Origin of the sequence: Algivirga pacifica, assembly GCF_039543525.1 — a bacterium.
In the GTDB taxonomy this organism is placed as follows: domain Bacteria; phylum Bacteroidota; class Bacteroidia; order Cytophagales; family Flammeovirgaceae; genus Algivirga; species Algivirga pacifica.
The window spans coordinates 122270-142318 of the sequence record NZ_BAABJX010000042.1; the positions used below are offsets into that span (position 1 = coordinate 122270).

Consider the following 20049-nt stretch of genomic DNA (forward strand, 5'->3'; position numbering starts at 1 on the left):
AGCTATGTTTTTTTAATGACTTTACTGCTTACTTTTCCATCTGCAAATATGGAAGTTATTTCTTTACCAATAACAATATCATCACTACTTTTTATGATTTTTCCATCTTGCTCTACCATCACAAACCCTTTTTTGAGTAAATGTTTAGGATCTAGGTACTGTAGCTTTTGCTGGAAGAAAGAAAGTGTTTGCTTTTCTTGAAGTGTAATTTGCACTATGTTTTTTCTGATATCTCTAGATATATCTGCTAGTCTCCTTTGTTCTGCTGTTAATAAAGTAGACTGTATTTGTAATTGACTTTTTAGAGAAGCCTTGAGTTTGTTAGTTTCAAAGCCCCCTTGTTGTAGTGTTTGTTTGGTAGAGGATTGGACTTGCTTGATAAGAAACGCTAAATCTACACGACTTTTTGCTGTAAGCTGAGTAGTATTCGATAGCATTTGTTTGCTGTGTACTAACCAAGCGGTTTCATTGACAATAAAATGGTGTGCTTGCTGATCCAATCGATAACGTAACTGATGAAGTTGGTTCGCTTCTTTATTGGTAAATAAATCAGTAAGTGCACGAATTTTATTGGGAAGTTGTTTCGTGTTTTGTTTTTCCGTGGTTAGTAAGTTTTTTGATTGAACCAATATAGATTCAAATAAATGCTCAATAGTTGTTTGGAATTGTAAAGCTCTATCGATTAAGAATTTAGCAACTCCTGTAGGAGTATCGCAATTCTGAAAACTTACTTCATCAACTACACTAAGATCATTGGTATGACCTATACCAGAAAGGACAGGGATTGGAAAACGCGCTACAGCTTGCGCAACCATTAACTCATCAAATGCACTAAGGTCAGTTTTACTTCCTCCCCCTCTAATCATGACAACCGCATCAAAGGTTTCACCTTCTTGCATAGCCTTCCATACCCCAATCAATTGCTTTCGAAGGGCTTGTCCGGCATGTTTTCCTTGTACTTCAGCAGCGAATAGCTGACAATCAAAATGAAAGCCACTATGTTCTATTTGACTCATAAAGTCATAGTACCCTTGGGCTTCTTTGGAGGAGATTACTGCGATACGCTGAGGGACCTCAGTCAGTACTTTTTGTTTGTTGAGCGGATACTCTCCTTTTTCCTTGAGTTGCTGAATTACCCAAGCTTTTTCCTTGTGTATTTCACCAAGTGTAAAGGAAGCATGAATGTCGTCAATCGATAAAGATAGACCATATTGAGCATGAAAGCGTACCGTAGCGTGAAACAAGATTTTTAATCCCTCACTAAGGGAGCGTCCTGTGGTTTCCTGAAATTCATGATGAATCACAGCAAACTCTTTTTGCCAAATGGTAGCTCGAGCTTGTGCAATACGAAGCTGTTGTTGGTTAGTCTCTACCAAGTCTAAATAAGCATTGCCTTTTCGATCAAGCTTGATAGAGGAAATTTCTGCTACTACCCAAAAAGAAGGAATACGCATAACACGTTTATGGATTTCCTCATTCAGCTTGGACAATGAGATGTGTTTGATACTGGTGCTAGGCATAAATACAATCTGTAAGGTCAGTTAGGCTTCCGCAAAAATATGAAGATTCCCCTTATGTATTTGGTTAAGGTAAAGGTGTTCTAAGGCAATTTCCTTGTATGTATTGCGGTCGTACTTTAAGATTTCTACTTCCGTAGCCGCTAGCTTAAGGGCTTCGCTTTTATCGGTAATGGTGGCGGCAAGTCCTAACATATTTTGCATGATGGCTTGCATAGATTGCTCCACTAAATGATAGTCTTCTTTTTTGAGTCGACTCTTCAAAAGTTTTAATATTTCATCTTTGTCTGTTAAGCTTTTGTTGATCATTTCAGCTACATACTCTGACGTTTTTCTCTTCTGCTCCATACTTCTTCAAATTTTCCACTTTATACACCCGTTCGTAAGTTAAGCAGGTATTTTTAACCTTTACGAAAGGTAGGCATTGATTGTAAAAATTGAACTAAAAAATATCACCAAATCGTGATATTATGACAAAAATCCTCATTAATTGGATTTTATCTAGTTAATAGACTTCAATTTATAGTTGATTTTTCTCATATTAGACGGCTAGTGACCTGAAAAGGTGTTTTTAGGGTGTTTAGGGCATTCTTAAAATCATCATCGCATTTTTTGGAGACGTAGAGAATAGAAAATGACTAACTACCATATAAACTTTATCTTGTTGCTTATAATAAAGCTATTGATATCCTCTGTGACATTAGGAAAATCAATGCCGTCACAGCAACCTACCCTATATTTGACCGATGACAGTACTGAGGTGCTTTTATATCCATATTTATCAGAGCTGATAGAAGAGAAGGGGGAGAAAGTATCCTTTGACCGAATTTCAGCGACTGACTTTGAGGGGTTTCAGTCTTGTCAATCCCCAAGAATGAACTATGGTTTCGATGAGCGAGCTCGTTGGTTTAGATTTTCAGTGGATAATCAGGCGATTAGACATAAGGAGTGGTTTGTATCGCTAGCTTATTCCAGTTTGGATGATGTTTCAGTATATATTATTGAAGAAGACGGTCGTCTGGTTTTTGAAAGCTTAGGAGATTTACTGCCGTTTACAGAGCGGTTGATAGACTACAGGAATTTTATTATTCCCCTTAATTTTAATATAAATGCAAAGCAGACGGTATATCTACGTATACAGACTGAAGGGTCTTTAAGGGTCCCTTTAAAGATCTATCGAAGCGATGCCCTTCTGACGAGTTTGTTACCATTGGAGTTAGGATGGGGCATTTACTTTGGGTTCATATTGGTTATGGTACTGTATAATTTGATGCAGTATTTCCTTAAAAAAGATAAGATCTATGTATACTATACTTTACCAGCATTGATGTCTACGACATTTTTACTATCGGTAAATGGCCTTTATTTTCAGTATATTTTCCCTTGGAGTCCTTGGTTAGCGAATAATATTATTGTTTTCTCTATTGCTGGATGGGTGTTGACTGCTGCTTGGTTTGCATATAGCTTCCTCAAAGTGAAAAATACACTTATTAAGGTATTGCTATGGATTGCTATGGGACTGGGGATACTTGGGTTGCTATTAGCAGTATTTGCTCCCTATAGTATTGGAATTCGTTATGCAGCTGCCGGAACCATCGTAAATGCTTTATTGGTATTACTATCAGGGGGAATAAGCTGGATAAAAGGATATCGCTCGGCTAGGTTTTTTGTATTATCTTGGTTCTTGTATTTATTGGGGGCTATTGCCTTTGCCTTGAAAAGCGCAGGAGTGCTTCCCGATACTATACTGACTGCCAATTTACTTCCTATTAGTATGATGATAGAAGTACTGTTTCTCTCTTTTGCAATGGCCGATAAAAGTAGCTTTCAGATGGAGGCTATCGCTACCGAAAAAGAAGAACGTCTAAGGGTACAGCATAAAGTCAATTTTATGTTGGAAGATAAGCTCAATAAGGCGGAGCAGGAAGTAAGTAGTTACCGAAAGCAACTTGCGGAGTATCATGAGGAAGTTTCAGCAATGGAAGAGAAGTTTAAAGAGCAGCAATTGTTGACGGAAAGCGTAGAGAACAGATCGTTATTGCTGAAACGAAATATTGAGGAGCAGAATAGAATCGTGAACATGGCCAAAGAGAAAGAAGAGTCCTTAATGGATATAGCCTTGCGCTATGATGCTCAGAGTATAGAAATGGATTATAATCAATCTATTATTGATAGCTTTGTCTTGAGTATTCCCAAGGAGCGGATCAGTGGCGATTTATCCATGATGCTTGAAAAAGACGATGATTTATATATCCTCGTTGGAGATTTTAGCGGGCATGACCTAGATGCTGCTATTCAGAAAAATGGTGTGGAAAAAAGGATTCGTGTACTCATGGATAGGAATATCCTCGATCCAGGAGATTTATTGAGGTACCTGCATGAAGAAATACTTAATACTGGAGAAAAGAACTTTCAACTTGGTATTCTAAGGTATACTTCATCGATGGAAAAAATTGATTATGCATCAGCTTCCATCCCTATGTTTGTGATTTCTAATAATAAGACTTACCACCTTAAAGGAGACCCTTTTCGAGTAGGAGAAAGCGATGCTGTATTTTTAAGTCATTCGATAAGTCTTAAGGGCAAGGAAGCTGCACCTATTGTTTACCTTTATTCAGATGGCTATGGCAATCAACTAGGAGATGAAAGCAATATTCCTTTTACCAATCAGAGGTTACGGGAACTACTGTTCTTGATGCATACCAAAAACATGTCCCAACAAAAAGAGTCTCTCTTCCAATTGTTTAAGAAGTGGATGAGGGCGGGGACCTTTGAACAGGTGGATGATGTATTAATATTGGGTGTGAGACTAAAGAAATAATGTATCTAGACCGCCGCAACAGGACACTGTTGCGGCGGTCTATTTTAGTTCCTCCGAGTCCAGGAAATACAGTTCATCAAACCACCCTCTAAAGCAATCTCATTGATATTAACCATTTCGATCTTTTTATTAGGAAATACTTGTTTGATGATTTCATACGCTTTTTGATCTTCATTTCCTTCTACCTCAAAAATGGGGAACAAGATCAGATTGTCTAGCTCCAGGTAGTTGACGTATACACCTATCGCATGATCTTTTTTATTTTTAGGAGCATCATATTCAAACCAAGGTATTTCAATTGCTTTTAGTCCTGATTCTTTGAGCATTTTCTCCATTCCTTCTCTAACATATTTGAACTCTCCCTCGAGCTTATTGATCAGAATAGTTTCATCATCAATAAAACGTAGGTGTCCATCGGCGTGTCCTGTCATATCCTCAGTAATCGCAGGGATAAAATAGATGTCAGCCTTCAAGATTTTTGAGAGTTGATCTTTGATATCCTTCTCGCTCAGGTCAGGATTCTCTTTCAGCACCCTGTTGGTAAGTATCGCTTTGTTGCCACGAAGAATAATATTACCACCATCGACATTGAGGGTAGAACGTAAGGCGTCTATTTGATGAGCAGACAAAACGGTTTCAGGGTTTGTTTTTAGAGTGTCATATCCCTGTAGGTATGATGGATCATAGCGGAATTGTACTAATGTTCCGTTACTTGCTTCTACGGGCATATAATCACGACACCAGATATCTTTGGTTTCTTTGAGTAATTGATATTCTATGCCGTGTTTGTGTAGTGCTTTTTGAATATTCTCAAAGCTGTTTTTATACTTTGGATCTGTTTCCAGCAACTCAGAAAAATAAAGTTGGTTACTGGGTACGTTAAAAGCTTCCTTGTATTTCGTCAGTCGATATTCGTAAGTGTTTTCAATGGTATTGTTGGCCTTCATTTCTTTATAGGTAGTATTTCGGCCAATTCCACGACTAGCTGTGGGAGCAGGAGAAGGTAGGGTAAGTAGTTCAAGGTCAATATGGGAAAAACGCTTCTCAAAATGCTTCCTCACATATTCTGAGGTGAAGAATATACGTTTCAAGTTTTTTGTAAGACAGGCTTGTATCCCTTCGTCATTCCATTCAATTACTTGCAGGTGCTTATCCTCACAACCATTAGCGGTTCTTTCAATGCATTTGTAGATATCAGTCATTGCAATGCCTTGCTTCTCGCAAATAGATTGTTTGGCCTCTAATGTATCATAGGGGCTGGAAAAAGTTTCTCCCAAAAGTTTCCATAAAAGGTTTCTACCTGATCCGCAGTAAAACCACTCTCCATAATCGGTGCCGTTGAAGCATGGAAAGCTACCCAGGATTAGTATTTTGGCATTGGTAGGTATATAGGGTGGAAAAGGGTGTTGTTCCGTCATAGGTTGTTGGTGTTATAGTTTTTAGAGTTTGATAAGGTAATTTGATTTTTCACTATTGAAAAATACAAAAAGAGTATCTTTAAGTGATAAAATATAAGAGAAAGAAAGGATTGAAAAGTTGAAGCATATAATAAATAGTTCTTCGAACAGTAGAAAAATAGGGAGCGTATTTCTGCTGATGATTTTAGTACTCTTGCTATCTTGTTCTGAAAGAAAAAGTAACAGGCAAGCTCTTTTAGAGAAGTTTAATATTGATCGGGGTAGTCAGAGTATCACATTTCCGGAAGTTAAGTCCATCTACAATACTCAATTTGAGGATGAGGATACGGTATTTGTTTTCTTGAAAGAAGACATTTACTACTACCAGCAAGGTGTAAAATACTTGCTTGGCAAGTGGTATTACAAAAAGGATATGCTGTGCTTTGATAAGATCTGTGACTACCGTGAGCAAACATATCCTATTTTCTCAAAGAACATGTTAGTTGGGAAAGAGGGGATTATGCACGATGCGGAACTGAATTACAATGTCTTAGGGAAAGTCAGCTCTAATATAAATGATACCACATATCAAATAATCAGTACTGAGACATATAATCCTTCTCTATATTTTGATTTAGATTATTCTATACTGGATTTATCAGTAAGAAAAGGGGTATTAAACTTAAAAACATTTACTAGTAAAAGTAAGCATTCCTCTACAGCGTATTTTGATATAAGCTGGTGCAATCAAATGAGTGAATCGACTTGTGATTGTATTTTTTTACTTGATGCGAAGAAAGATTATTGTGAATGATAGATCTTTTTAGAGAGAAGTTTTTTACTGAAATTTTTAATTGAGTTTATGAAGAATAGTATTCTTTCCTTTAAAACACCACTGCCCCCTTCTTATCAAAATACTCGCTAGGTGTCTTCTGCGTAGACTTTTTAAAAGCCCTATTAAAAGAGGCCTTGGAGTTAAACCCTACTTGATAAGCATGCTGCAGGTAGGTATACTCATGATTTGTGTCATTGGATACAGACTCAATAAAGGCTTTGACCCTATAGTCGTTCACATAGTCATAGAAGTTTTTCTGATACCCTTCATTGATCACCTTGGAGAGGGTATGGGTGTTAGTACCCATCATCTTTGCAAGCTCGGAGAGGGTGAGCTTTGGATTATTAAAGGCCTTTTCTTTCTCCATCAATGCTTTGAGGGAATCCATATAGTGGGTGGGAACTCCATGATCATTGCTTGATACAGGGTGAGCGGTAGGAGTATCCTCTACCTTTTCGCTGAACTTAAGGATCTCAGGTTGCGCCATGGCGTAGTATCCCAAAATATAGGTAACACTAGAGCCCATTAGCCATATGCTATCAAAACCGTATTCTACAATAAAGTGCGGCTTGTTGAATAGCAATAGGTTAATAACAGACAACATCGCTGTAAAGGCCCACATCAGTAAGGAGGCCGCATAGAACCAAGCTATTTTCTTGAGATAACTAAGGTTGAACTCAAAGGATAGGGTATGCTCCTGAAGGTGTATTGCATGATTGATGATTTTTCGACTTCTTAAGAAATAAAAGAGGTTGGAGGCCAAGGCTGCAAGACTCAATAGGTGATAGAGCCATTGGTATTCCTCGTCCCGGATGCTATTGATCAAGGTATTGCTGTCAAATAATAGCAGAATACAGAAGACGAAGAGGTGCAGTCCAAATGGAATATAGTGTAATAAACTGAATTGCTTTTTCTGGTATAGGACAAGTTTATGAATATAGAAATAGAATAGTGGCCCTGCAATCAAAAGGAAGATCTCAGGCAAGAAGTGAATTTGTGGAAATAACTGAAAGACATTTCTATAAGAGCTTCCTACTTTGAATAACATGGATAAAGAGATACTTCCAAGTAGAATAAGTAGGTAATAATTGGCTTCCCGGTTGTTAGCTTGAAGGCTAAAGATGAAGATGATCAGTAAGATTCCTTGAAAAGCGGATAGCGTTAATGTGAATAGGAATGGCGTCATCGTGTTGCCATCCAAATCTTCCCAGGATTCAATCGTATGGGTGAGGGTAGTGTGCTCATTGTGACGGGCGTCATAGCTCCGATTACTCATTGCTCGTCCGTTACTTCTACCTTCTACAGAGTTCCAATTTCCTCTATTAAACTTGTACTTGAACTGTTGTGTGCCTGGAGGTAATAATAGTTCGTAACTTCCGTCTGCTTGAGGAATGAGTCGATATTCTGGTTGGGCAGGTTGCCAGCCATTAAAGGAACCTGCTATATAGATGGATGCATCATGGGGGGTGTTTTCAGGAATATCTGTAACCTTGATTAAAACACGTTTCCCTAGTTTCTTTTCAAGGTCTAGCCAGGCTTGTACAGAAAAAGTAGCTTCATGTTGTTTTGCCATCAGTACCCTGTTGGCTTTGTAATGACCACCTATCGTACACTCCACTTCTTCCCATTTTCCTCTGGTAAATTTAAACTCAATCGTACTATCAAAATCCAAGTCGATAGTATACCGTCCTTGATCATCTTTCGTAAGGCGATAGGCCTCATCTGCTGCCTGCCAGTTATTAAAGGATCCGGCTATATAGATTTGAGCATTTTCAGGGGTATATTCCGGGTAGTTTTCCAGTACCAATCGCCTCGATTGGGCAAGGGTAAGAAAATTGCAGCAGAATAGTATAGTAAAGAGTAAAAAGTTGAAGCGTGTGTATTGGTTTACCATAAGCAGACGGTGAAATCCAGTGTTATTGTTGATGTGTTTGTATAGAAGGAAATATATGAAATTTTTTTAATATTAAATGTAATTATAATGACACAACAGAGGTGTATAAATAAAAAAAGAGCAGTATCCCGCAAAGGTACTGCTCTTATTACTATTAAGTCTATTCATCGTTTACAAGGTATAATATCGATAAAACGATAAATAAACTCTATTTTCAGTGAGTGTTTCGTGTTATGAAGCGACTTTAGTACCTTTCTGCTTATTCGTGTAGAATCGCTTTCTAAACCAAAAAGCCAAGTTTACTAAAGCAATCAATGCAGGGACTTCAACCAACGGTCCAATAACTCCGGTGAGTGCTTGTCCTGAGTTGATCCCGAAAACACCGATAGCCACCGCAATGGCCAGCTCAAAGTTATTACCTGTTGCCGTGAAAGCAATAGAGGTATTTTCCTGGTAAGAGGCTCCTAATACTTTTCCTAAGACAAAACTGATGACAAACATAAATGTGAAGTAAATCAGAAGAGGAATAGCAATACGTACCACATCCATTGGTAGCTCAATAATTACTTCTCCTTTGAGACTAAACATTAATACGATGGTCATTAATAAGGCAATCAACGTGATAGGAGAGATACGTGGAACGAACACATTGTCATACCAATCTTTTCCTTTTACACGAAGCAAAATCTTGCGGCTTAAGAATCCAGCCATAAATGGAATACCAAGGTAGATCGCTACGCTTTCTGCAATTTGCTCCATAGTGATATTTACCTCCAATCCTTGTAATCCAAATAGAGGAGGAAGGATAGTGATAAATACATAGGCATAAACACTGAAAAACAATACTTGGAAGATACTGTTGATCGCTACTAATCCTGCTGCATACTCTCGGCTTCCTTCTGCCAAATCATTCCATACGATTACCATGGCAATACAACGTGCCAGGCCAATCAGAATTAATCCTGACATATACTCCGGATAGTCCTTCAAAAATATAATTGCCAAAAAGAACATCAATAGTGGACCGATTACCCAGTTCAGTAGTAGTGAAAAGGATAGAATTTTAATGTCCTTGAATATTTTTCCTAGCTCTTCATATTTCACCTTAGCCAATGGAGGGTACATCATCGCAATAAGGCCAATGGCTAGAGGAATATTGGTCGTGCCTACTGAAAAGGCATTAATATGTCCGGCAATATCAGGGTAAACAAAGCCAAGGCCTATACCAATAGCCATGGCTAAAAATATCCATAAGGTAAGGTAGCTATCAAGAAACGAAAGCTTTTTCGGCTGCTTATTGACGCAAATAGGATCTTGTGATTTCATGATTTCTTTATGATAAATGATTACGTTAGTGTATAGCGGTTATTTTTAATTCGCTTATCGCTTTACTTGAATACCTCAATGAAAAAAAATAAACGATAAGCAATAAACCATAAGCGATAACCGATAACCAAAATTAGACCTTAGAAAATACGTAGAGCAACTCCGTAGCAATTTGCAAGCATCGCTCATCGTACTTGGCTTGCTGCTCGTCCGTTCCATCAAAGGCTTTAGGGTCTTCAAATGGAAGGGATAATCGTTTTGCTCCTGGAATAATAGGGCAGTTGGCATCCGCATGATTACAGGTCATTACCGCTGCATACCCTGTGCTTGGATTGAAAGGGTGATCAAATTTCTTGGAGAAACCAATAATTGCCGGTTGCTCCGCTTCATATTTAATGCTGTAGATTGGATTACCTCCTTCAGCCAAAGTAGCGATATCAAGGCCTGCATTGGTTAGAGCCTGAGCAGCAGAAGGAAAAAGAGCAGTAGCTTCTGTTCCTCCACTGTAGGCAAAAACATCCTTGATGCCGTAATAATAGGCCGCTACCTGTGTCCATACCTGCGAAAGGTGGCTTCTTCTGGAGTTGTGGGTACAGATCAAGGTTAGGTTGATAGTCTCTTTAGCATTAATCTTTTCCTGAACAAATTCCGTAATGGCCTGCAAGTAAGGAAGACGCTCTGCTGGTATCTGATCAAATCCATCGATAGCCTTTTGAATATAGGCTGAGAGTACTTGGTTTTTCATGTTAAAATATGTCTGTTTGTTTAATCTATGAGGAAATTACTCACTGCTCACTGCTCACTGCCTAGCAGCATCCCGTGTTTGGATCACATACATTCCCTCCAGAAGTAAGATCTTTTAGATTTAAGCGAATTCTAGGTTTTTGTACCTTAACGCCCTTCTCTGCATATACCGTAATACTATAAATACAGCTTCCTTTACTTTTATAAATAGCGATCTCTTCCTCATTAAGGTATTGAGACAAAATATCATCAGGCAAGGTGATCACTCTTTCTTTCTGTAAAGTGATATTGTTGAACCCAGCTTCCTTGACCAAGTTCAGGTATTCCTCTTTTTGAATCGCTCCTGATACACAACCTGCATACATAACAGCTACATCCTTGATGTTATCAGGAAGCTCTCCTTGCAATACAATATCTGAGATGCTAAAATGTCCTCCTTCTTTTAGCACACGGTAGATATCTGTAAATACCGCTTGCTTGTTAGGAACTAAGTTAAGGACACAGTTACTGACTACCACATCAACGGAGCTATCGGTAACAGGCATATTTTCAATATCTCCCTCACGGAATTCTACGTTATTAAAGCCAAGCTTATCAGCATTCTCCCTAGCTTTTTTTAGCATTGCTGGAGTAAAGTCAATACCAATGACCTTACCTGTGAGACCTGTTTCATGTCTTGCTACGAAAGCGTCATTACCAGCGCCAGAACCTAGGTCTACCACCGTATCACCTTCCTTGATTTGCGCAAATTGTGTCGGTAACCCACAACCTAGTCCAAGATCAGCATCCTCACTATATCCTTCTAAGTCACTATAGTCTTCGTTCATCAGGTTTCCTACTTCTGTAGAGCATCCCCCGGCACCACAGCAAGAAGAGGCATTGGTAACCTTATCCTGAAGAGCAATTTCACTGTATTGCTCTTTGACCATCTGTTTTAGATCTTGTTCTTTCGTTTTCATATCTATATTATTTTATAGTAGTCAAGGTTTTGACTGTAGTATTATCTATGGTTTATCAGCATTTAATGCTTGTATGGCGAAGTGACATGTAGTTTAAAGTATTGCATATGGCAATATTAGGATGCCTTATGATTTAGAGTGTGAACTCAACTAAACACCATGAATGAGCGAAGCCCAATTAAACATCATCAACAACAGCTGGAAGTAACTACTTTCTTATTTTTAAAGTCTGTAAAGAAATGCGCCACTTTATCCCAGGTATCAGTATTGATGCAGTAACAGATATTATTGCCATCAATATTTCCTTGGATCAATCCGACCCTCTTTAGTTCCGAGAGATGTCTAGATACGGTAGACTGTGCCAACGGCAATTCCTCCACAATATCTCCGCAAATACAAGCGGGACTATTAAGTAAAAACTCCATAATACTTAAACGGGCAGGGTGCCCCAATGCCTTGAGGAGTTCGGCCATTTGAGTGATTTCTTCAGTGAAACCTTCTGTTTTTGTAATTCCCATATCGCAATATTACGATGAATTTATTACTTCAGAAAAGAAATAGATCATTTTTATGATATTTCTTAGCGTCTGTCTTTGTTGAATTGTATCACTTAATAATTCAACTCGAATCAATGATTCAACAAAAGTTTAACGGTCAGCAGAAACGTGCTTGCTATAAGATGATCTTAGATAGATGACTTTTGCTAGAAATAGAGGGTGGAGGGATTTATTTATTTAAATAAATGTTATCACAGGAGGAAATAAATGTAAATCAGCAAGACTATAAAAATATGAATTATAAAGGAATAAAGCTTTTATCCCTTTTGCTGTTATTCACTTTTGTGGTTTCAGCGCAAAGTAAGGATAAGGGAATAAAACTAAAACAGGTGTATCCAGACCAAGTGGAAGGGGAGGAGATTGTCATAGAGTATAGTAGTCCTTCTGAGAGTATATTACAGTTTGATTTGGTGAATGCTATGTCTGGAGAGAAGATACAAAGTGGTTCGTTAGCTGTACGTTCAGGAGAACAGGTACAAGTGTTTGAGATTGGAGTGTTACCAGCCGGTGACTATCAGTTATCTGTTAAAGGGGATAACACTCATGAAGCTATAGCATTTCAGAAGGTGACGGCCCGTGGAGAAGCATCGCCTATGAGTGTGAATATTATTGCAGAGGGAAGTACAACAAACGAAGGGTATCATACGGTACGCAAAGAAATAACATTTGAGGCAGAGGTATCAGAGGCTGCAGACCAAGTGATATGGGATTTTGGTGATGGAGCAGTATCGAAAGAGGCGAGTACTACTCATGCTTTTCAATACCCTGGTGAGTTCGAGGTAACCTTGATCGTACTGAATGGTGGTCGTGTATATACCTCTAAACAACAAGTGGTTGTGGTGCGTTAATCGTCTGCTATTTACAGTCCTCTCTTATGTAAGGGAGTTGTTTTTCTTAACAAATGTCAGTTGGAGTAGTATACCTGCCCAACTGTTTTTTTTTTAAGATACCACTATAAATACCAATGCTGAAAGCTATGACCAGATACCGATATATTATACTCTTTCTAATCAATTTATATCCTATTCTATTACACGCTCAAGAAGTAACGATTAAAGGGAGAGTGTTGGATAAGGAGAATGACAATCCCATTGCTTATGCTCATGTATTTTTTAAGGGAGCCACCCAAGGAGCAACCACTGATTTTAATGGGAACTTTGTATTGGAAGGCGAGCGTACCTCAGATACGTTAAGAGTAACTTACATAGGGTATGAAGATAGGGAGTTGCTATTGGATAAAGGGCAAACAGATTATCGATTGACCATCAAGTTGACGCCCACCTCTGTGCAAATGCAGGAAGTGGTGGTTAGTTCTAGAGGATATGAGAACCCTGCATGGGAAATTCTACGAAAAGTTGTAGACAATAAAAAACGTAATAATCTGATCCGATTGAAGGCATACGAATATGAAAGTTATACTCGTAACGAATTGAACTTAGATAATATCACGGAGAAGTTTAAGAAAAAGAAGGTGGTAAGGGATATGATTGATGCGGTAGAGCGTGGAGGAATTAGCATAGGAGAAGACGGCAAACCCATACTCCCGATATTTGTCTCCGAGACCATTTCTAAACAGTACTTCACCAATAACCCGAAGCGTAAGACAGAATTTGTGGAAAGAACAAAGGTTACAGGAGTGGGCGTAGATGATGGCAGTGTTGTGTCACAAATCACAGGAGCAACCTTTTTGGAATATAACTTTTATGAGAATTGGGTAGGCGTGTTACAAAAAGACTTTGTATCTCCTATTGCTGAAAGTTGGAAGTTATTTTATGATTATGAGTTAGATTTTCAAACTTATGAGATTGACGGTATTCCATGTACTAGAATTAAGTTTGAACCTAAGCGGGAGCAAGATCTGGCTTTCTCCGGAAGTATGTGGATTACTGATGAAGCACATCATTATGCATTGAAACGTATTGACGTAGTTGTAGGAAAACAAGCCAACCTTAACTTTGTAGAACAAATCCGCATTACGCAAGAATTGATTCCTGTAGAGGAAGCCTGGTTGCCATCTCAAACAAGAATTACCTTAGATATAGGAGAAATTAATGATAAATGGGGAGGTTTTTTAGCAAAGAGTTATGTTGCAAATAGTAATTTTGTCGTCAATAAAGAAAGAGCGGCTGAGTTCTATAGCCAATCGGTGAGAGTGAGAGAGGATGCTTATGAAGAAGATTTGGCCTATAATTGGGATGAGGTACGTCAAGGTTCTCTTACTGAGGAGGATATGCATATTTATCAAATGATTGATACCTTAAAGAATTTACCAAGAGTAAAGACCTTGGTGGATATTGTAGAGTTTCTGATCAATGGTTATGTGAATATAGCTCCAGGCCTAAACTTGGGAACCTACTCTCAGTTGTATGCCTACAATGATATAGAGGATTCTCATTTTCAGGTGGGCTTTACTACAGATGTAGATTTTAGTAGAGATTGGTTGTTTAAAGGACACTTGGGATATGGGATCAAGGATGATCGATTCAAGTATGATCTTTCCGGGACTTACTTCATCAATCGAAGGAGATGGATGCAAGCAGGAATTCAGTATAGTAATACGTTAGAGCAGGTCGGAATTTATAATGACGATGAGCCTTTAGGAACCTTGTTTACTGCTGCTAGTAGATGGGGAAACTTAGTATTTCCTTTTTACAATGAAGTTGTCAAAGCTTGGTATCAGACAGATTTTGGGATTGGCATGACGGCTAGGGTTTCCTTGAAGAGAAGAGACTTTGATCCCCTTTTTCCATTCGAGTTTATCAATGAAGATCAGGATAATAAAATCCAGACCGACTTCACTAATGTGGAGTTAGTAACAGAATGGATGTATGCTCCTGGAGAGAAGCGTATTAAAACCATGTATAACACACGTATTGTGGTTTCCACCAACGATAAACCAAGGTTTGGATTAAGGTATACGTATGGTATTCCAGATTTTTTGGGAAGTGACTTTGAATATCACAAATTTCAGGCACGTATATGGCAAGGATTTCGTTTGGGGGCCTTTGGACGGTTGACTTATGAGCTGGAAGGGGGATACATATTAGATATTTTACCTTTTCCCCTTTTGGAGACGCATCAAGGTAATGAATTAGCCATTTTTTATAGTGATCGAGCTTTTAACCTTATGCGTTTTGGAGAGTTTGTTAGTGATCGTTATGCCTCTTTAAGACTGGAACATAATTTTGCAGGAATGATTATGAACAGGGTTCCTTTATTTAGGAGATTGAAATGGCGACTGTTTGCAACGGCTAATACCGTATACGGTAGTTTAGAGGATGAAAATAGGGAGATTGTTTTATCAGAGCCATCTGATAGTAAGTTGAAATCCTTGGAGGACGAACCATATACAGAAGTCGGTTATGGTGTAGAGAACATTTTTAAAGTATTGAGAGTGGATTTTATACACCGTCTTACACAACACGATGACGAGAGTGATCGTTTTGGGGTAAAGCTGTCCGCCAAAATTACTTTTTAGAAGAACAAACAAGGTTTTTATTTCTCGAAAAAGTTATACATTTTGTAGAAATAATAACTTGAAAATCTCAATTGTATAATGACAAACAAACAATTACTCTTGCTATTAGGAGTGGGGATTTCCCTATGCTCTGTTTTACTATTGTTCGTGTCGGATAAAGGAGATATGGTATTATGGCTGAATGAGCACAGAACGACTATTGCAGATGTTCTATTTAAATATGGAACCCATTTTGGAGATGGTCTGATGTATATTCCAATATTACTATTCTTATTTATTTACAGAAAATGGTACTTTTTTTATTTACTCTCTTGCGGTGTTTTTCACGGGGTGGTAGCTCTTATTTTTAAGCAATGGATTTTTAAAGGCTTACCAAGACCGAAGGCCTTTTTTGATGAAGGAGTACTTAGTTTTGTAGAAGGCGTGAAGATACACAGTAGCAACTCTTTTCCGTCGGGGCATACCGCTACGGCATTTTCTTTAGCTATTGCTTTGGCACTGATCATTAATCGTAAAAGTTATACGTTATTGCTTTTTGGATTGGCAATAGTGGCAGGGGTTTCTCGTGTTTACTTAAGTCAGCATTTCTTGATGGATGTTACGGCAGGGGCTATGATTGGAATGACAGGCTCTTGGGGATTATGGCATTTTTATTTTCAGAAAGAGCGACAGCTTCTGAAGAAGACTAGCAAAGTAAATACTTATTGAGGTAAAAGGTAAAAGGTAAAAGGTAAAAGGTAAAAGTAAGGGCGACCTTTGTGGTCGCCCTTAACAAAAATACTATTCAATGGAGGGAGAGATTATTCTGCTCCCATTTTTTTCATTTCTTCTTCTTTAAGACTTCTTCTTAGGATTTTACCTACGTTAGTCTTAGGTAGCTCGTCACGGAATTCGTAATGCTTAGGCACTTTGTAACCTGTAAGGTTCTCTTTACAGAATTTTTTAAGCTCCTCTACTGATAGTGCTTCATCTTTTTTTACTACAAAGACTTTGACTGCTTCTGTAGAACGCTCGTCAGGAACTCCAATTACTGCAACTTCAGTAACACCTGGGTGCATCGCTACAACGTCTTCTACTTCATTTGGATAGACATTGAATCCAGATACACAAATCATATCTTTCTTGCGGTCTACAATCTTGAAGTATCCATCTTTATCCATTAGGCCAATATCACCTGTGCGCAACCATCCATCTTCAGTAAATGTTTTTTGTGTTTCTTCAGGACGTTGCCAGTAGCCTTTCATAACCTGAGGGCCTTTGGCACAGATCTCACCTACTTCTCCTTGATTTAAGATATCTCCTTCATCATTCATGATCACTACTTGTGTACTAGGGAATGGAAGACCAATATGACCAATCTTGCCACTACCATCAATTGGGTTACAGCAAAGTACCGGAGCAGTTTCTGTAAGTCCATATCCTTCGGTCAGTGGACAGTTGGTTACTTCTTGCCAACGAAGTGCAACGGCTTTTTGTACCGCCATACCACCACCTACACATACTTTAAGTGCGTCAAAATTGATTGTCTTAAAGTCTGGGTGATTCAAGAGACCATTGAATAGGGTATTCACCCCTGTCATGATGGAGAACTTGTGTTTCTTAAGTTCTTTGATGAATCCTTTAATATCTCTAGGATTGGTGATCAGGACGTTTTTCACTCCATATTTCATCATCGTCAGACAGTTTACTGTCAGTGAGAAGATATGGTATAGAGGAAGTGGTGTAATGATGACTTCTTCTCCTTCTTTTAATGATGGAGCCATCCATGTTGCATTTTGCTCTAAGTTCGCAATCACGTTACGGTGAGTCAACATAGCGCCTTTTGACACACCTGTGGTGCCTCCAGTGTATTGCAAGAAAGCAATATCATCAGACTTGATTACAGGCTTTGTAAAGGTAGATTGCTCTCCTTTTCTTAGGGTGTCTTTCAACTTGACCGCATTAGGTAAGTTAAAAGAAGGAACCATCTTCTTGACGTATTTTACAACGGTATTAACGATCAAGTTCTTAGGGAATGGAAGAAGGTCGCCAATCTCAGTGATAATCACATGTTCAAGGTCTGTTTTTGGAAGTATTTTTTCCAATTTATCAGCGAAGTTAGCCAAAATAATAATGGCTTTTGCTCCAGAGTCATTGAACTGATGTTCCATTTCTCTTTCTGTATAGAGCGGGTTCGTGTTAACGACAATAAGCCCAGCCCTAAGAGCGCCAAACATAACAATAGGGTATTGCAAAACATTAGGCATCTGTATCGCAATGCGATCACCAGCTTTTAAGTTGGTGTGGTTTTGCAAATATGCAGCAAATCGCTGAGAAGCTAAATCGATTTCATTGAAGGTCATAACACCTCCCATGCACTCAAATGCCTCTTTATTTTGGAATTTTCCAAAGGATTCTTCAAAAAGTTCAATTAAAGATCCGTAGTGATCAGGATTGATTTCGTGTTCAACGCCTTGTGGATAATTGTTCAGCCAAGGTGTTTGTAAAGCATCTAGTTTCATCTAAACTGTATTTAGTGGTACTTATCTAAGCAAGTAAGGCATTTTATTGCCGTTTATTTTATGGTTGTAGTCCGGAATATAGATATTTACCTAATAAATTAAAACTTATTCACATATTACAACCGTTTAACCTTATTAAGAATGTACTAATTTTTATCCGCTTAACTATATATTTTCCCTTTATTTTTTTGTAAAGGTCTGTTCTACAATTATTTATTAGTTAATAGAGGGTGCTTAAGTAGTGATTCCTTTCTATAAGCGATATTTTTAAATATTTTTAGAGAATCTCTTTATAGGTTGTGTTTTGTGTACTTTGTACACTAAAAATACTTTTGTTACTCATATAGTAAAAAGATGTGTTCATTCATTTATTGAAATGACGATAAATTACTTAATTGTTGAAACCTTAGAATAGTTATATTCGTAATTATAGCGTACTCTTTCCTTATTTATTGCAAAAAAACATATGATATTAGATCGATTGAAAGATATTCTAATTGCCAATATTAATGATCAATTGGAACAGAACCACGTTAGGGATAAGTTTGACAAGGCGTTGGAGGACTTGGAAAAAGAGTTCAATATTGATTTTGGGCAATTTAAACGTGAACATAAGCAATGGGAGTACGATCAGGAGACTTATACCGAATACAGCTCTTCCTCCTATCAGCAGCAGAACAGGTATCAAGATCCTTTACTGAAGAAAGAGAAGGAATATTATGCTGCATTGGAAGTTCCTTATGGTTCAACGTTTCCTGAAGTAAAGAAAGCGTATCGTAAGCTGATGAAGGTGTATCATCCAGATTTGTATCACAATGATGCAGAAAAGCATAAGATTGCACAGGAAGTAAGTTTGAAAATTAATGAGGCATACAATTACTTTGAGCAAAAGCAGTCTCGTAGGTAAAAATTGTAAAATCCCTGTGCGGTGATTATATTTTTTCTATATTATTTATATTTAAGTTTAAAGATTTATTTTTTGCACGAAATATTAAATACAAGATTATGTTTGGTTGGTTGAAAAGACTATTTGGAATTGCGCAGGCTGAGGCGAATTCAGCACTGGATAAGTTGGAGGACCCTGTGAAGATGACAGAACAAGGGATCAGAGACCTGAAGACTGATCTAACTAAGAGTTTACAAGGGCTAGCGGAGGTTAAGGCATTGCATATTAAGGAGAAAAGAGAGTTGGAGGTAGCCAAGAAAGCAAGTACAGATTATGAGCAAAAGGCTGTCCTGTTATTACAAAAAGCAGAGTCAGGGAGTTTGGATCCTCAAGAGGCTGACCGTTTGGCTTCAGAGGCTTTAGCAAGAAAGCAACAAGTAGATACAAGAATACAAACCTCCATGAAGAATGTGACCAACTATGATCAGATGGTGACGAAAATGGAAGGAAATGTTCAAAAGCTTAAAAGTCAGATTACCGACTGGGAGAATGAGTTGAAAACACTTAAGGCTCGTTCTACCGTAAGTAAGGCTACGGCAAAATTAAATAAGCAATTGTCTAATATCGATTCTTCAGATACATTGGCGCGTTTGGAGCGTATGAAGCAAAAGGTATCTGAGCAGGAAGCCTTGGCAGAATCTTATGGAGATGTAGCGCAGTTATCCGGTAACACAATAGATGATGAAATTGATAAGGCATTGGGAGGTACAGCGGCAACACCGGGTATTGAGTCAGAAGCCTTAAAGCAGTTGAAGGCTAAGATGGCCTCAAGCAAGCCAAACCAGGAAGCGTCTTCTTCTGATAATACTGAAAACACAACGAATACTTCTTCAGGTGAATCTGAAGCACCTAGTAATGGAACAGCCTCAACAGGAAATAGCGAGCTAGATAAGCTTAAGCAGAAGTTGAGAGATCAAGAATAGTGATCACTATTTTGTGTTGATTTGTTAGGGGCAGCCACAAGAGTAGCCTTTACCTAATATTAAGGGCGACCACAAGGGTCGCCCTTTCTTTAGTGTGCCGTGCATGGTATTTGGCTAGGTGGTGCAAGTCCACTGTGGGGGATGGTAGTTC

The 20049-nt window shown here is 38.3% G+C and carries 16 protein-coding genes; 7 read left to right on the top strand and 9 right to left on the bottom strand.

Translation table 11 applies throughout. The features are described 5' to 3' along the window. Positions 1-2: 2 nt before the first annotated feature. Complete coding sequence (gene xseA / locus ABD985_RS14170; protein ID WP_345372799.1) at positions 3-1520, bottom strand: exodeoxyribonuclease VII large subunit; 1518 nt, start codon at positions 1518-1520, stop codon at positions 3-5. Between the two features lie 21 nt (positions 1521-1541). Beyond that, on the bottom strand, positions 1542-1865 hold the full coding sequence (locus ABD985_RS14175) for a hypothetical protein (protein WP_345372801.1): 324 nt from the start codon (positions 1863-1865) through the stop codon (positions 1542-1544). 364 nt (positions 1866-2229) lie between these two features. On the opposite strand from ABD985_RS14175, the gene ABD985_RS14180 reads away from it, so the two are divergent. After that, on the top strand, positions 2230-4338 hold the full coding sequence (locus ABD985_RS14180) for a 7TM diverse intracellular signaling domain-containing protein (RefSeq protein WP_345372803.1): 2109 nt from the start codon (positions 2230-2232) through the stop codon (positions 4336-4338). A gap of 44 nt (positions 4339-4382) precedes the next feature. Here the strand turns inward: ABD985_RS14180 and ABD985_RS14185 are convergent, their stop codons facing one another. Next, the gene (locus ABD985_RS14185; protein WP_345372805.1) at positions 4383-5756 is read right to left on the bottom strand and encodes an agmatine deiminase family protein; all 1374 of its coding nucleotides are present in this window, start codon (positions 5754-5756) and stop codon (positions 4383-4385) included. A gap of 178 nt (positions 5757-5934) precedes the next feature. Between ABD985_RS14185 and ABD985_RS14190 the strand changes: the two genes are divergently transcribed. Continuing rightward, positions 5935-6549 carry a hypothetical protein gene (locus tag ABD985_RS14190; RefSeq protein WP_345372807.1) on the top strand — a complete coding sequence of 205 codons (615 nt, stop codon included), beginning with the start codon at positions 5935-5937 and terminating at the stop codon, positions 6547-6549. Positions 6550-6619: 70 nt separating this feature from the next. Here the strand turns inward: ABD985_RS14190 and ABD985_RS14195 are convergent, their stop codons facing one another. The 5 genes from ABD985_RS14195 to ABD985_RS14215 form a co-directional block, all read right to left on the bottom strand. Further along, a complete protein-coding gene (locus ABD985_RS14195) occupies positions 6620-8464 on the bottom strand; it encodes a helix-turn-helix domain-containing protein (protein WP_345372809.1) in 1845 nt (614 codons plus the stop codon). A gap of 231 nt (positions 8465-8695) precedes the next feature. Beyond that, positions 8696-9790 carry an ACR3 family arsenite efflux transporter gene (arsB, locus tag ABD985_RS14200; protein WP_345372811.1) on the bottom strand — a complete coding sequence of 365 codons (1095 nt, stop codon included), beginning with the start codon at positions 9788-9790 and terminating at the stop codon, positions 8696-8698. A 133-nt stretch (positions 9791-9923) separates the two neighbouring features. Next, complete coding sequence (locus ABD985_RS14205; protein WP_345372813.1) at positions 9924-10535, bottom strand: low molecular weight phosphatase family protein; 612 nt, start codon at positions 10533-10535, stop codon at positions 9924-9926. Positions 10536-10596: 61 nt separating this feature from the next. Continuing rightward, the gene (locus ABD985_RS14210) at positions 10597-11493 is read right to left on the bottom strand and encodes an arsenite methyltransferase (RefSeq protein ID WP_345372815.1); all 897 of its coding nucleotides are present in this window, start codon (positions 11491-11493) and stop codon (positions 10597-10599) included. A 188-nt stretch (positions 11494-11681) separates the two neighbouring features. Next, positions 11682-12011 carry an ArsR/SmtB family transcription factor gene (locus ABD985_RS14215; RefSeq protein WP_345372817.1) on the bottom strand — a complete coding sequence of 110 codons (330 nt, stop codon included), beginning with the start codon at positions 12009-12011 and terminating at the stop codon, positions 11682-11684. A 272-nt stretch (positions 12012-12283) separates the two neighbouring features. Here ABD985_RS14215 and ABD985_RS14220 point away from each other — a divergent pair, with 272 nt between their 5' ends. The 3 genes from ABD985_RS14220 to ABD985_RS14230 all read left to right on the top strand — a co-directional run bounded on the left by ABD985_RS14220 (position 12284) and on the right by ABD985_RS14230 (position 16236). Next, positions 12284-12898, top strand: a complete 615-nt coding sequence (locus ABD985_RS14220; protein ID WP_345372819.1) for a PKD domain-containing protein — start codon at positions 12284-12286, stop codon at positions 12896-12898. Positions 12899-13026: 128 nt separating this feature from the next. Continuing rightward, the gene (locus ABD985_RS14225; protein ID WP_345372821.1) at positions 13027-15528 is read left to right on the top strand and encodes a DUF5686 and carboxypeptidase-like regulatory domain-containing protein; all 2502 of its coding nucleotides are present in this window, start codon (positions 13027-13029) and stop codon (positions 15526-15528) included. Positions 15529-15606: 78 nt separating this feature from the next. Continuing rightward, positions 15607-16236: a phosphatase PAP2 family protein gene (locus ABD985_RS14230; protein ID WP_345372823.1), complete on the top strand. Its 630-nt coding sequence runs from the start codon at positions 15607-15609 to the stop codon at positions 16234-16236. Between the two features lie 92 nt (positions 16237-16328). Here the strand turns inward: ABD985_RS14230 and ABD985_RS14235 are convergent, their stop codons facing one another. Further along, positions 16329-18029 (bottom strand): AMP-binding protein, encoded by a 1701-nt coding sequence (locus tag ABD985_RS14235; RefSeq protein ID WP_345372826.1) that lies wholly within the window; start codon positions 18027-18029, stop codon positions 16329-16331. 466 nt (positions 18030-18495) lie between these two features. On the opposite strand from ABD985_RS14235, the gene ABD985_RS14240 reads away from it, so the two are divergent. Together ABD985_RS14240 and ABD985_RS14245 are read left to right on the top strand one after the other, a co-directional pair. Beyond that, a complete protein-coding gene (locus tag ABD985_RS14240; RefSeq protein ID WP_345372828.1) occupies positions 18496-18936 on the top strand; it encodes a DnaJ domain-containing protein in 441 nt (146 codons plus the stop codon). A 110-nt stretch (positions 18937-19046) separates the two neighbouring features. Then, positions 19047-19898: a PspA/IM30 family protein gene (locus ABD985_RS14245; RefSeq protein ID WP_345372829.1), complete on the top strand. Its 852-nt coding sequence runs from the start codon at positions 19047-19049 to the stop codon at positions 19896-19898. Positions 19899-20049: the final 151 nt, after the last annotated feature.